Origin of the sequence: Bradyrhizobium sp. CCBAU 11357 (genome assembly GCF_028128865.1) — a bacterium.
Taxonomy (GTDB): Bacteria; Pseudomonadota; Alphaproteobacteria; order Rhizobiales; family Xanthobacteraceae; genus Bradyrhizobium.
The window spans coordinates 31298-45500 of record NZ_LBJW01000105.1 but is presented as its reverse complement, the minus strand read 5'-3'; the positions used below and the strand labels follow the sequence as shown (position 1 = coordinate 45500).

Annotated in this window: 7 protein-coding genes; 1 reads left to right on the top strand and 6 read right to left on the bottom strand. The window is 62.0% G+C overall.

The features are described from left to right. Nucleotides 1–1143 precede the first annotated feature (1143 nt). The gene (locus XI05_RS23160) at nucleotides 1144–6648 is read left to right on the top strand and encodes an ATP-binding sensor histidine kinase (RefSeq protein WP_271505998.1); all 5505 of its coding nucleotides are present in this window, start codon (nucleotides 1144–1146) and stop codon (nucleotides 6646–6648) included. Nucleotides 6649–6720: 72 nt separating this feature from the next. On the opposite strand, the gene arfA is transcribed toward XI05_RS23160, so the two are convergent. From arfA to XI05_RS23130, 6 genes are all read right to left on the bottom strand, one after another. After that, nucleotides 6721–8268: an arabinosylfuranosidase ArfA gene (arfA, locus tag XI05_RS23155; protein ID WP_271505995.1), complete on the bottom strand. Its 1548-nt coding sequence runs from the start codon at nucleotides 8266–8268 to the stop codon at nucleotides 6721–6723. A 45-nt stretch (nucleotides 8269–8313) separates the two neighbouring features. Continuing rightward, nucleotides 8314–9126, bottom strand: coding sequence for an ABC transporter ATP-binding protein (locus XI05_RS23150; RefSeq protein ID WP_271505993.1), 813 nt, complete (start codon nucleotides 9124–9126; stop codon nucleotides 8314–8316). Then, nucleotides 9123–10139 carry an ABC transporter ATP-binding protein gene (locus XI05_RS23145; RefSeq protein ID WP_271506406.1) on the bottom strand — a complete coding sequence of 339 codons (1017 nt, stop codon included), beginning with the start codon at nucleotides 10137–10139 and terminating at the stop codon, nucleotides 9123–9125. The genes XI05_RS23150 and XI05_RS23145 overlap by 4 nt, the downstream gene beginning before the upstream one ends. 14 nt (nucleotides 10140–10153) lie before the next feature. Continuing rightward, nucleotides 10154–11017 carry an ABC transporter permease gene (locus tag XI05_RS23140; RefSeq protein WP_271505991.1) on the bottom strand — a complete coding sequence of 288 codons (864 nt, stop codon included), beginning with the start codon at nucleotides 11015–11017 and terminating at the stop codon, nucleotides 10154–10156. Then, a complete protein-coding gene (locus XI05_RS23135) occupies nucleotides 11017–12021 on the bottom strand; it encodes an ABC transporter permease (protein ID WP_212255185.1) in 1005 nt (334 codons plus the stop codon). Before XI05_RS23135 ends, XI05_RS23140 begins: the two co-directional genes overlap by 1 nt. Before the next feature lie 75 nt (nucleotides 12022–12096). Then, the gene (locus XI05_RS23130) at nucleotides 12097–13998 is read right to left on the bottom strand and encodes an ABC transporter substrate-binding protein (RefSeq protein WP_271505988.1); all 1902 of its coding nucleotides are present in this window, start codon (nucleotides 13996–13998) and stop codon (nucleotides 12097–12099) included. Nucleotides 13999–14203: the final 205 nt, after the last annotated feature.

Genomic DNA, 14203 nt, shown 5'->3' with positions numbered 1-14203 from the left:
CTGATTCCGTTGGGGTCCGACGCCTTCGCTTCGCGTCACCACAGGCCTGCAGGGCGCATCTCGTGCAGCGAGGTCAAGTACTACGTCGCGAAATATTCGGCGGCAGTCGCCGAGATGTACGCCCGTAACCACGGCGCAACCGACGCCCAGATCGAGCGGGCGCGACGTTGCTTGGCCTCCAACGAAACTGCCGAAACCGAGAGACCGCGCGCTCATACCGATTGAAGTGGTAATCGGCTCCGAAACGCTATGATGCCGGGCGTTCACCCCGGAAGCTCGACCAAATGTGGACGGGGTTGTACTTCGCAGCTTCAGGGGCTGCTCCGGCCTTGCCGTTCGTATCCCGATCGGGTGGCACGAGCACAAGGAATCCATCGCGCCGCCGGATTTGAGCCGCATGGACGACGATTGAAAAACTTGGCAATCTGGGGAGTTGGAAGAGATTTCATTTCGAAAGATTCGAAGGACCGCTGTTTACCAAGAACAGCGCCACTTTCGGCCTTTGAAAGTTTGCCGCGCATGCCACGTTGTCCCGGGCGTTTCCTCTACGAGCGCATCGGGGAGGCCCAGCTCTCCGCTGGTTGCAACGGACCTCGGCCGGTGGCCGGCTTACGCGATCTCAGTCGCGAAGATGTGCTCGCGGTTGGTCAGTACCACGCGCCGCCCGATGGCGACTTGTCCATCTCGCGGATGATCTCACGGGTCACGGCGAAGCCGTCGTGGCCGACCTCCGGCCGCTCATTTGCTGCAGCGCAAATATGATTGCGGTCGACCTATCGCGCTCCGACAAGATCAAGACAGCGCCTGAATTCGCCCGGCTGACGGAACGGCTCGTCCAAGAGGAGCCGCACTGAGATCTTGACGGTTGTCGAACGCGCCTGACTAGCGGTGCTTGGCTTGCCAGGGCAAGTTGACGGACTTGAGCCTAGTGATACTTTTTGGCTGCGGTAGGCGGTAGCCAGTCGGGCCCCGGAATCAAGACGTGACAGATAGGCACGTAGTTTCACGAATTGCGCGCTCCTCGGGATCTCCTCGCCAGCACGCGCAAATAGAAATCTGCTGACGACGCCCCACTCTATGAGGCGACTTCAGGGGGAACGCAACGGCTCCTTCGGCTCGAGGGTGCGCGCATGGTTTACGGAGATGATCCTTCCTTCACTTTTGGGCGCAGGTTGGGCCCATGGTCTACAGGTCCTCTGTGAAGAGGATGGAATTCTGTTGTGCCGTGCAGTTCGGGAATGCACTGAGGGCGAGCGGAAGACCGTGCTGGCCGTTCTCCCGGCAGCTGAACATCCGAATCCGCAGAGCATTGATCGCCTCACGCATGAATTCGGATTGATGAACGAGCTGGATGGCGCGTGGGCCGCGAAGCCGCTAGAACTCCTGCGGGATCATGCCAAGCCCATTCTTCTGCTTGAAGATTTCGGAGGCGACCCACTCACCAGGCTGATGGAGGCGCCCATCGAGATGGGTGACTTCCTTTGTATAGCCGTTCAAATCGCAGCGGCCTTGGGCAGGGTCCACCAGCGCGGCCTCGTGCACAAGGACATCAAGCCGGCCAACATTCTGGTGAATCACACCAGGACAAGCGTGCGGCTCACCGGTTTCGGTTTTGCGTCGCGCCGACCGCGCGAACGACAATCTCCGGCGGCTCCCGAATCCATCGCCGGCACGCTCGCCTATATGGCGCCCGAGCAGACCGGGCGCATGAACCGATCGATCGACTCCCGCAGCGACCTGTACTCGCTCGGCGTCACGCTCTATCAGATGCTGACCGGCTCCCTCCCCTTCACCGCGGCCGATCCCATGGAGTTGGTGCACTGCCATATCGCGAGAAAGCCAACACTGCAAAGCGACAGATCGGAACATGTCCCACCTGCAGTGTTGCGGATCGTCATGAGGCTGCTCGCCAAGATGGCGGAGGAGCGTTATCAAACTGCGGCCGGCGCCGAATGGGACCTGCAGCGCTGTCTTGCGGAGTGGGAGCGCCAGGGCCGCGTCGACGATTTCCCGCTCGGGCAGCACGACGCACCTGATCGGCTGCTGATCCCCGAAAAGCTGTACGGAAGGTCGCACCAGGTTGAGACATTGCTCGCCTCCTTCGGCCGCGTCGTCGAGAGCGGCGTACCGGAATTGGTGCTGGTCTCGGGATACTCTGGCGTCGGCAAATCCTCGGTCGTCAATGAACTGCACAAGGTCCAGATCCCCTCAGGCGGGCTGTTCGCATCGGGCAAATTCGACCAGCACAAGCGCGACGTTCCCTATGCGACACTCGCGCAGGCGTTCCAGAGCCTCGTTCGACCCCTGCTTGGTAAGAACGACGCGGAGCTGAGCGGGTGGCACCGCGCCTTTCTGGAGGCGCTCGGCCCCAATGCACAGCTGATGGTCGAGCTGATCCCGGAGCTCGAGCTCATCATCGGCAAACAGTTGCCGCCTCCGGAGCTTCCGCCGCAGCGGGCGCAAGGCCGCTTCAAAGAGGTATTGAAGCGGTTCATCGGCGTGTTCGCCCGCGCCGAACATCCGCTGGTGCTGTTTCTCGACGATCTCCAATGGCTCGATGCGGCGACGCTCGAGCTGCTTGAGGACCTTTTGACGCGGTCAGATCTGAAGCACCTGATGTTGATCGCCGCCTATCGGGACAATGAGGTCGATGCCGATCATCCCCTGACGCGCATGCTCCACGGGGTCAAGCTCGCGGGCGGAACGGTCACCCAGATCACGCTTGCGCCGCTTGGCCGCGAGCACCTCGGGGAGTTGCTCGCGGACACGCTTCGCTGCGAGCCGGAGCAGGGGGCACCGCTCACCCAGATGGTGCTCGAGAAGACCGGAGGCAATCCGTTCTTTGCTATTCAATTCATCTTCTCGCTAGTCGAAGAAGCATTGCTCACCTTCGACCACGCCGCTGCACGCTGGTCTTGGGATCTCGATGGCATTCACGCCAAGCGATATACCGATAACGTCGTGGACCTCATGCTCGGAAAGCTTACTCGCCTTCCGGCTGCGACACAGGCGGCCCTGCAGCAGATGGCCTGCCTCGGCAACACCGCCGAGACGGCAATGCTTTCGATCGTGCTTGGAATTCCGGAGGAGCAGGTCCATGCCGCGCTATGGCCGTCCGTTCGTCAGGAATTGGTCGAGCCGCAGCCAGGCGCCTATCGGTTCCTCCACGACCGATTTCAGGAGGCGGCCTACGCGCTGATCCCCGAGCACGACCGGCCCGCAGTCCATCTGCGGATCGGCCGACTGCTCGCGGCACGGACGCCACCGGAAGCGATTGAGGAAAACGTCTTCGAAATTGTGAGCCAGCTCAATCGCGGAGCTGATTTGATCACCGATCCGGAGGAGCGGGAAAAATCGGCCGAGTTGAACCTTTTGGCCGGCCGGCGCGCGAAGGCCGCAACCGCGTTCGCCATGGCGCTCGCGCACTTCAGCACCGGTGAGGCGATGTTGTCGGAAGACCGTTGGGGGCGGACTTACACCCTCAGTTTTGCGCTCGCCTTGCAGCGCGCCGAGTGCGAATTCTTGACCGGCGACCACGCCGCCTCGAAAGCGCGCCTTGCCGAACTGGCGGGCCGTGCCACGACCCTCCCCGATTTGGCTGCCGTTACCCGGCTGCAGATGGAACCAAACGACCGTGACGTCGAAATCGGCCTCGCCTATCTCCGCCGCGTCGGCATCGCATGGCCCGAGCAGCCCACATTGCCGGAGGTCGCGCAGGAATATGAGCGGATGTGGCGGCAAATCGGCCCGCGCAAGATCGAGGCGCTGCTGGATTTGCCCCGGATGACCGATCCGGTTGCGCGTGGCACCATGGACGTCCTCACCGTCCTGGTGTCGCCCGCCTGGTTCATCGGCGAGAACCTGCGTCGCCTCATCATCGCGCGCATGGCGAATCTGAGCCTGGAATTCGGCAACTCGGATGCGTCGTGCCTGGCCTATATCCTGCTCGGTACCGTGCTTGGGCCTGACTTTCACGATTACGAGGCGGGTTACCAGTTCACGCAGCTCGGCCTTGACCTAGTCGAAAGAAACGGATTGGACCGCTTCAAATCACGCGTCTATCTCGGCTTCGGCAGCTGGACACGGCATGTCCGGACCGGGCGGCCGCTGCTGCGGCGGGCCTTCGACGCGGCGCAGCAGGATGGCGACTTCAACTATGCCAGCTTCAGCCGCCACCACCTCATCACGCACCTTCTCGCCTGTGGCGATCCCCTCACCGAGGTGCAGCGGGAAGCGGAGGCCGGAATTGCGTTCGCACGGAAGATGCGGGTTGACCTTGCGGTAGACAGAATCACTGGGCAGCTGCAGTTGATCCGGGCGCTCCGCGGCCTGACGACAAAATTCGGCAGCTTCGATGATGCTGATTTCAGCGAAGAGCAGTTCGAACGCCGTCTGAAGGCTGACCCGCAGCTGGTGCATGCCGGCTACTGGTACTGGGTCCGCAAGCTGCAGGTGCGCGTCCTTGCCGACGATTCGACCGCGGTCACGGCGGCGGAGAACGCGGAAGAGCTGTTGTGGACCTCCAAGGCCCTGTTCGATCGGGCGGAGCTGCACTTTTATGCCGCGCTGGCGCAGGCAGCTCACGGCGAGTCTGCATCCGCAGAGAAGCGCGCGCTGCGTCTTGAAGCGCTGGCACCCCACCGCAATCAGCTGCAGCAATGGGCGAGCATTTGCCCGGAGGATTTCGCGGACCGCGCCGCCCTCGTCGAGGCGGAGGTCGCGCGTATCGAGGGGCGCGAGTTCGATGCAATGCGCGCTTACGATCGGGCTATCGGCGCGGCGCGCGCAAGCGGCTTTGTCCATAACGAGGCTATCGCCAACGAGCTCGCCGGACGGTTCTATGCAGCGAGAGGGTTCGAGAAGATCGCTTATACCTATCTGCGCGACGCACATTATGGATATCTCCGTTGGGGTGCCGATGCCAAGGTGAGGCAGCTCGAGCGGCTTTACCCGCAATTGCACGTGATGGAAGACGATCGCACAGTCGCGAAGGCGAGCGGCTCGGTCCAGCAACTGGACGTCACCGCCGTCGTCAAGGCGTCGCAGGCTGTATCAAGTGAGATCGAGCTGCCGAAGCTCATCGAGTCGCTGATGAAGATCGCGCTGCAAAACGCCGGAGCAGATCGCGGCCTGCTGATTTTGCCGCGCCACGACGACTTCCGGATCGAGGCCGAGGCCCAGTCGAGCGCTGATCAGTTCACCGTGTCGATGCGTGAGGCCCGCGTCTCCGGTCCCGATTGTGCGGAGGCGCTGCTGCGATATGTCATTCGCACGCAAAAACCGGCCATCATCGATGACGCATCGCGGCCCGATCCACTCTGCGACGCCGAATACTTGAATAGCCGGCACCCCAGATCGATCCTCTGCCTGCCACTGATCAAGCAGGCCAAGCTAACCGGTTTGCTCTATTTCGAGAATAGCCTGACCACACACGCATTCACGCCGGATCGTGTCGCGGTGCTGGAAATGCTGGCAGCTCAGGCCGCTATTTCGCTCGAGAACACCCTTCTGTACCGCGACCTGCAGGAGCGCGAGGCCCGCATCCGACGACTCGTCGATTCCAGCATCATCGGAATTCTATTCTGGGATGCTACCGGTAAAATCAGCTACGCCAACAAGGCCTTCCTGAACATGACCGGCTATTCCAAAGAGGAACTGATGTCAGGAGCGGTGAGCTGGAGGGATATGACGCCGCCAGAATACGAAAATGACGATGCCGAGCGAATTGAGCAACTTCGCCGATCGGGAGAGGTCGCGCCCCGGGAGAAGGAGTACTTTAGAAAGGACGGCAGCCGGGTTCCGGTGCTGGTCGGCTCGGCCGCAGTGGCCGGATCCCCCGATCAGAGCATCTCTTTCGTACTTGATCTGACAGAACGCAGGCGGGCTGAAGCCGAAGCGCGCGAGAGCGAGCGGCGTTATCAGGAAATGCAGCTTGAGCTGGCGCACGCGAACCGAATCGCAACCATGGGACAGCTCACCTCATCGATCGCCCATGAGGTTAGCCAACCCATAAGCGCTGTTGCCATCAGCGCCGGCGCAGCCTTGAACTGGCTGCGCAGGAGCCCCCCTGCTCTCCAACAAGTGCAAGCTTCATTAGAGGCCATCGCCAATGACGCACAACGCGGCGGCGAAGTGATTAGCCAACTTCGTGCCCTCTACAGGAAGGCGCCGCCACGCAAGGAGCTCCTGAATTTTAATGAGGCGGTCGAAGAGGTGATTGTCCTGACCGGTAGCGAGGCGTTCAAAGATGGGATTTCGGTGAAGGCGCAACTCGCGGACCGTTTGCCTCTCATCAAGGGCGATCGAGTGCAGTTGCAGCAGGTTCTGCTCAACCTCTTTGTCAACGCGATCCAGGCCATGGCCACAACGGCCGATGAAGCACGAGACCTGCTCATTACAACCTGCTTGGCCGAACCTGGCTCCGTGCTCGTGAAGGTTGCCGATACCGGGCCAGGACTCGATCCACAAATGCTCGAAGCTGTTTTCGATGCATATTTCACCACGAAACCTCACGGAATGGGGATGGGTCTGGCAATCTGTCGTTCAATCATCAATGCGCACAATGGACACTTATGGGCGAGCGCCAACCAGCCGCGCGGCGTCGTCTTTCAGTTCACGTTGCCGGCGGGTCCGCAGGACGGAGTCTGACGGCGTCCGGGAAGCGTAAGCAGGCCTGCCGGAGGGGAACGGCGACTTTGCGTACCGCCATTCGAGACTTGTCTATCGGCCCGGGGACAAGTGAACGACATTCCAAGATGCCGGCTTCAGCGTTGCGCGCATCCGCGCGCCGTCGATGGTCACGCCCTGCAGCGGCTCCGGCTTCACGCGCTCGGTTGCGTCCCTGGTGTTGCTCGCCTGGAGATCATCGTGGCGCAACTCGAGCGCCTCGCTCACTGCGAGCGGGCCAAAGCTCCGCGCCTCGAGGCTCACCTCCATCTCCTGCATCAGGTCGCGGTTCAGCATGAACAGGGTAAGAGTGCCGGCTTCTCCTGCAACAGCCGCGATCTTGAGATACGGCACGTTCGGCACCGGAAAACTCAAGTCGTGCGCCCCACGGGGATCGTAATAGAAAGAATCGTAGGCATCCGACCCGACCTGGGTACGCAGCACCTTGCCACGTCCAAGACGGCTCATCTGGGCGAACGGAAAGAAAATGGTCTGGCGCCACGCGGCGCCGCCGGTCTCGGTCATGATCGGCGCAATCGCGTTGACGAGCTGCGCAAGGCAGGCCGCTCTCACCCGATCGGCGTGATTGAGCAGCGAGATGCAGGCGCCCCCGAAAGCGAGCGCGTCCTGCATGGTGTAGATTTCCTCCAGGATCGGCGGCGCCTCCGGCCACCCTTCCTTGACACGATCGGCCCGATTGCGGCGGGTTCGATACCAGACATTCCATTCGTCGAAGCTCAGCATCATGCGCTTGTGGGAGCGGCGTTTCGCCGCCACGGCGTCCGCGAGCGCGACAACCTCGTCGATGAAGCGATCCATCAAGTCGGGGCTGGCGAGAAACGATGCCGTATCCTGCCTGTAATTGTTCAGATAGGTGTGGAGCGAAATGTACTCGGCGTGATCGAACGTGTGGTCGATCACCGTGTCTTCCCACTGGCCGAATGTCGGCATGTTTCGTCCGGACGAGCCGCATGCCGCGAGCTCGATCGTCGGATCCACCCACCGCATCATCTTGGCGGCTTCGCGCGCGATCGCGCCATAGGCCTCGGCGCTCTTGTGCTCCATCTGCCAGGGACCGTCCATTTCGTTGCCCAGGCACCAGAACCTGACATTGTGCGGCTTCTCCCAGCCATGGGCGCGGCGCAGGTCCGACCACGTCGATCCACCCGGATGATTGCAGTATTCAACCAGGTTGCGCGCGGCGTCCCCGCCCCTGGTGCCGAGATTGACCGCCAACATCGGCTCGACCGCAGCAGCCTTGCACCAGTCCATGAACTCATTGGTGCCGAAGCTGTTCGGTTCGGTGCTGAACCAGGCGAGGTCGAGGCGTGCCGGGCGCTTCTCCACCGGGCCGACGCCGTCCTCCCAGTTATACCCGGAAACGAAATTGCCGCCGGGGTAGCGGATGATTGTCGGACCGAGCTCCTTGACCAGCGCCAGCACATCGCCACGAAAACCGTTCTTATCCGCGGTGGGATGGCCGGGTTCATAGATGCCGCCGTAGACGCAGCGTCCCAAGTGCTCGACGAAGGCGCCGAACAAACGCGGGTCCGTGTGACCGATGGCGAAATCGCGGTCCATCAGAACGTTTGCTTTTCTCATGTTCGCCTCTCAGGTGCCCTGGAGCTTGTGGTAGATCATGCCGACTTAAAGGCCCGCTGCGAAGTCAGGCAATAGCGCGGCCTCGCGCAACTGACGGGAATAGGGATGCTGCGGCGCATTCAAGACCGCTCTTGCGTCGCCGCTTTCGACGACGCTGCCTTGCTGCATGATGATGATGCGGTCGCTGACGTAATAGGCGGTCGCCAGATCATGAGTGACGTAGATGATGGAGATACCGAGATCATCGCGCAACGTCTTGAACAGGTTGACGATGGATATGCGCAAGGATGCATCGATCATGGAGACCGGCTCGTCGGCCACGATCAGCTTCGGATTGGCGAGCAGCGCGCGGGCGATCGCGACCCGCTGAAGCTGTCCGCCGGAGAGCTCGTGCGGGTACCTTCGGCTTACCTCTTTCAGCGACAATCCGACCTTGTGCAGCGCCTCGTCAACAGCCATCTCGGGCGCGAGCCTACCATCGGCCGCGATGAAGCGGCGGTGCGTCATGAACAAATAGCGATCGATCCGCTTCAGCGGGTTGAAGGATTCGAACGGGTTCTGGAAGATCGGCTGCACCTTGTGCATGAAGGCGAGGCGGTCGGCGGCGGTGCGGATCGTCGCAAGATCGACCCCGTCGAACCGCAATTTGCCGCTGGTGGGCGTGTCAATGTTGAGGATCATCCGAGAAAGCGTGGTCTTGCCGCTGCCGGATTCGCCGATGATCGCAAAGATCTCGGGTCGCCCTGCGGCGAGCCGGAAACTGACGTCCTTGACCGCCGCAACGCGTCGCCCCGTCAGCACCCCTCCGCGGATGAAGGTCTTGCTGACCTGGCAAACCTCGAGCAACAGGTTGCTCATGCCCCACCGCTCCGATTGACGGCAAAGCAGGCGACGCGATGCGCAGGCGCGCTTTCCCGCATGGCGGGGACCTCGTGCCTGCAAATCTCCATCGCCAGCGGGCATCGCGGATGGAAGCGGCACCCGGTCGGCGGATCGGCAAGATTTGGCGGAGTGCCGTCCAGTGCCTTCCGCGGGACGTCATCGCCGATGCGCGGCAAGCTGGAGATGAGGTGCCTGGCGTAAGGGTGCAGCGGATGGCGGAAGATCTCCAGCGTTGGGGCCTCTTCGATCAAGCGGCCGGCATACATGATGCCGAGACGATCGGTCACATGCGCATGAACGCCGAGATCATGGCTAACCAGCAGGACCGACGAGCCGATCTCGCGACGGATGGCACTGATCAAGGCGAGCACCTCCTTCTGCACCATGACGTCGAGCGCGGTTGTGGGTTCGTCGGCAAGAATGACATCGGGTCGGCAGATGGTGGCGAGTGCAATGGTGGCGCGTTGCCGCATGCCGCCTGACAGCTCATGCGGATAGGCCTCCAGCACCGAGGGGTCGAGCTTGAGCCGCGCCAGATGGGCGACCACCTCCTGCTCGAATTGCCTGCGGCTCTCGCCAATATGCGGATATGCGAAGTCGACGAAGGCTGACCGGAGCCGGCGCACCGGGTTCAACACGTTCATCGAACCCTGCATGATGTAGGACAAATGCCGCCAGCGGATCCGCGCCACCTCGGCCTCAGGCGCGCAGTGCAGTCCGCCATAGCCTGGCAGGAAGGCGAAATCCACGCGGCCGCCGACCACCTCCAGTGGCGGCCTGACCGCGCCTGCGATCGTCTTGACCAGCGTGGTCTTGCCGGAGGAGGATTCGCCTGCGAGCCCGTAGATCTCGCCGCGGCCGACCACGAAGCTGATGCCGTCGACCGCCTTGACGGCCCGCTTAACCCCGTGGCGCTCGGTCCGGAAGTGGGCCTGCAGGTCGTGCACCGACAGGATCGGCTCCGCCTCCTTGGACGGGTCGCCTTGCATTGTTGCGGCCGGAATCACGGCGCGCCTCCCAAGCTGCCGAGACGGCTGCGCGGATCGATGTAGTCGTTCATCGACACCGCCAGCAGAAACAGCCCGATGAAGGTCATGATGATCGCGATCGTCGGAAAGGCGATCCACCACCAGACTCCCGCAACCATCGCGGTATGCTGGTTGGCCCAATAGATCATGCCGCCGATCGTCGGCGTGTTGATGTCGGTGAAGCCGAGCACCGCCAGCGTCACCTCCAGCCCGATCGACCATACCATGTTGTTCATGGTCGTCGAGAACACGATTGGCAAGACATAGGGCAAGTGCTCTTGGACTAGGATCTCGCGCGTGCTCATGCCGGAGAACAGGCTGCTCTGGGTGAATTCACGGGCCCGCAGGCTCATCGCCGCCGAGCGGATCAGACGCGCGTCGTAGGCCCAGCCGAGGCAGGCCATGATCAGCGCCAGCAGCAGCCAGGACATGCGGTCGCGCATAACGAAATAGAACAGCACCAGGATCGGCAGCAACGGGATGACGATGAAGGTGTCGTTCACCGACATCAGCGCCCGATCGATCCAACCGCCCTTGTAGCCGCTGAGCAGCCCCACCATGAGCGCCAACAAGCGGCTGATCAATGCCACGGTGCATCCGAACAGCAGGGTATTGCGAAGGGCAAAGGTCAGCTGCCAGAACACGTCCTGGCCGCGCGATGTGGTGCCGAACCAATAGGTCAGCGCCGGCGGCACATCCGGCGGCACCACATAGACCTCCTGCGGCGAATAGGGCGAGAAGCTCGCCAGCAATGACAACAGCAGCACGATGGCGATGAGCGCGGTCCCGATCCGGAATTCGGCGTGGGAACGCAGGAGGTCACGCAGGATTGCAGTCATCAGCTGACCCTCACCCGGGGATCGAGCAGTGGATACAGCAGATCGATCACGAGCACGCCGGTCGAAACGCCGAGGATGGAGACAGTGGTCACGCCGAGCACGAGCCCGTAGTCCCCCGCATAGACGGCATCGACCAGTAGCGAGCCGACGCCTGGATAGCCGAATACCTTTTCGGTGATGACGGCACCGTTGAAGATTCCGCCAAGCGAGATGGCGAGCCCTGTGAGCTGGGGCGGCAGCGCGTTGCGCATCACGTAGGAAGACAGGATGCGCCCAGACCTGACACCCGCCAGCTCGGCATAGAGCACATAATCCTCGGTCACGACGTTGGACACCAGCGCGCGCATCCCGAGGAACCAGCTGCCCACGCCGATCAGGATCAGCGAGAGCGCGGGCAGGATGGCGTGCTGCAGCACGCTGACGACGAAATCGAATGTCAATGTCTGCGGCAGGTTCATCGCCGAACCGCCGGTGATCGGCAGTACCGGCCAGAGGAAGCCGAACCCGATCAGCAGCACGAGCGCCACGATATAATAAGGGATCGGATGCAGCCCCATCGCGACCAGCCCCATCAGCTTCAGCCCGCGGTTTTTCTGGTAGTAGCCGGCAAGTCCGCCGAGCAGGCTTCCGAGCCCCCAGGCGATGATTGTGGAGATCGCGAGCAGTCCGGCGGTCCAGGGTAGCGCACGGCCAATCAACGTTGAGACCGGCGTTGGAAACGCCGAGAGCGAAGGACCGAAATCGGCGCGCAGGATCCGCTTCCAGAACGCCAGATATTGCTGGGCAGGCGAGCCGCCAAGTCCGTAGAGCTCGCGCAGCGAAGTGCGCATCTGCTCGATTGCATCCGGAGCCGTGTTGCCAAAGGAGGTGACCGCCGAGATCGACTGCTCGACGGGATCGATCGGCGTGGCATGGGTAATCACATAAGCGAGGTTGACGCCGATGAAGACCACGAGCACGAACTGCGCCAGCCGTCGGCCGACATACGCAACATATCCGCTCATCGACACCCCCACCGCGGCGTTCGGACAGAGGCGACCCGCTGTCCGAGAGATGGCATCGGCGCCTCCTCATGACTCCTAGCCGGCAGGCTTGAGCTTGACGAGCATATAGCGCGAATTACCCCAGTTCGGCACCGGATTGGTGTAGGGATTTTCCGACGTGGGATATCCCGTCCAATAGGTCTGGTCCATCGCCGTGAAGACGTTGTACGCCATCAGCGGGATGGTCGGCATCTCCTTCACCGCGAGCTTGATGTAGTCCTTGCCGAGCTCGATCGATTTCGGATCATCGAAGCCCACCATCCGGACGCTCTCGATGATCTTGTCAAGCCCGGGGCTGGACCAGCGCTGCCAGTTGCGCAGCGGTTGCGATTTGCCCGGCTCCGCGACGAACTGCGAATGCCAGCTGTCGAGGAAGTAGGACAGGTCGGGGTGGCCGCCCCAGGTCTCGACACTCCAGCCGATGAATGTGTCGAAATCGCCGGCCGCCCGCCGGGTCGGCAGCGTCCCCTGCGCCACATCGATCCGGGCGTCGATGCCCGCCTGCTTCCATAGCTGCACGATCATGCTGCCGGCCCGCGTCATCACCGGGCGTAGGTCGCCTTCGACCATCACGCGAACGGTGAAGGGCTTGCCATCCGGCGTGATCCAGGCGCCGCCGCGCTTGGTGAAACCAGCCCTCTCGAGCAGTTCCTGCGAGGCCTGCGGATCGACCTTCCACCAGCCCATGCCAAAGGCACGGGCGATCTCCGCCGGATCGGATGGTATCTGCTCGCCCATCGAAGGCCGCAGCATTTCGGCGATCTGCTTGCCGATCGTGGGATCGTACGGCTTGATCTTGCGCTTGCCGGTGTCGATCTCAAAACCCTTGAGCCATTCCTCTATCGGCTGATGGTACGTTGCCGGATGGGCGCCGGTCGGCGGCACGCCGATGGCGGATATGGTGGCGGCGCCACGGTAGGCCGCCATCGACACCGCCTTGATGTCGATCAACAGCGCGAGCGCCCATCGCACGTCGGGGTTCTTGAACAGCTCGTTCTGCGTGTTGAAGATCACCGCCGGGAGCGTCGGATCGGGATGGGCATAAGGAAATCCCTTGAACCATGCCCGTGTCACCTTGCTTTGCTTGGCGAGGGCAAACATGCCCTCGGGCGCGATATCATGGACCACATCGAGCTCGTGGTTGAGCTGGGCAATGACCCGCTTGTCTGGCGGGCCGGGATCGATATACGCGAGATATTTCGGCCCGGGCTTGCCGTAGCGGGCGAGCGTGGTGCGCTGCCAGTCGTCGCGCAATTGCCAGATGTACCATTTGCCGTCGGGATCGTAGCTGTACAGCACATAGGCGCCGAGCGAAGCCGGCTTGTTGAAATCGAACTTGGCCGGATCATCCGCCTTCTCGAAAACATGCTTGGGCAATATCCATACCGCGCCCCAGCGCACAGTGAAATTGGCATGGAAGCGCGAGTTGGGTTTCTTGAGCTTGAACACCACCGTATACGGGTCTGTCGCCTCAACGGATGCCACGTTACTCGCGAGCACCGCGCTGAAGCGCATTCCCGGATGCTTGATCTGGATCGTCACCGTCGCGACGACATCATCCGCGGTGAACTCAACACCGTCGCTCCAGAAGATGCCCTTGCGGAGCTTCGCCGTCATCTCGGTAAAATCGGCATTGTATTGGGGCTTTTCGGCGGCCAGCGAGTTGTCCCAAACGCCGTCTACACCGCTTTCGGGATCGATGTACCAGAGGGTATCGAGGGCGACCTGTTGCAGCCCGTTCGACTGCGATCCGGCGTTGATGGCCCAGATGTTGAACCATCCGGCGTTCTTGACGGTCCCTTCCGGGTTTTCAAGGATCAGCAGTTGCTTCCTAGGGATGTTCTGTAAAGTGCCCTGCGCGTGGCCCGGCGCCGCCAACAGCAATGCCACCATCACGAGAGCGCACGCAAGCAGCAGAATTGCACGAAGGCAGCGCATCATCTTCCTCCCGGTGCAGCTTGGTTCGATACTTTTGCGACGAATGCTAAAGGTGGCAAAAACCAGTAACAACAGAAATCTTGCCCGGGCTGAAGGATCGGTTCCCTTTGTTGCACGCACACGTCTGGTCAGCACGGCAGGTCACCGCTCTGCACCAGCTGCCTACGGCCGTAGAGTGCGCAGCGGCCTCGCATCGCGGTTTCGT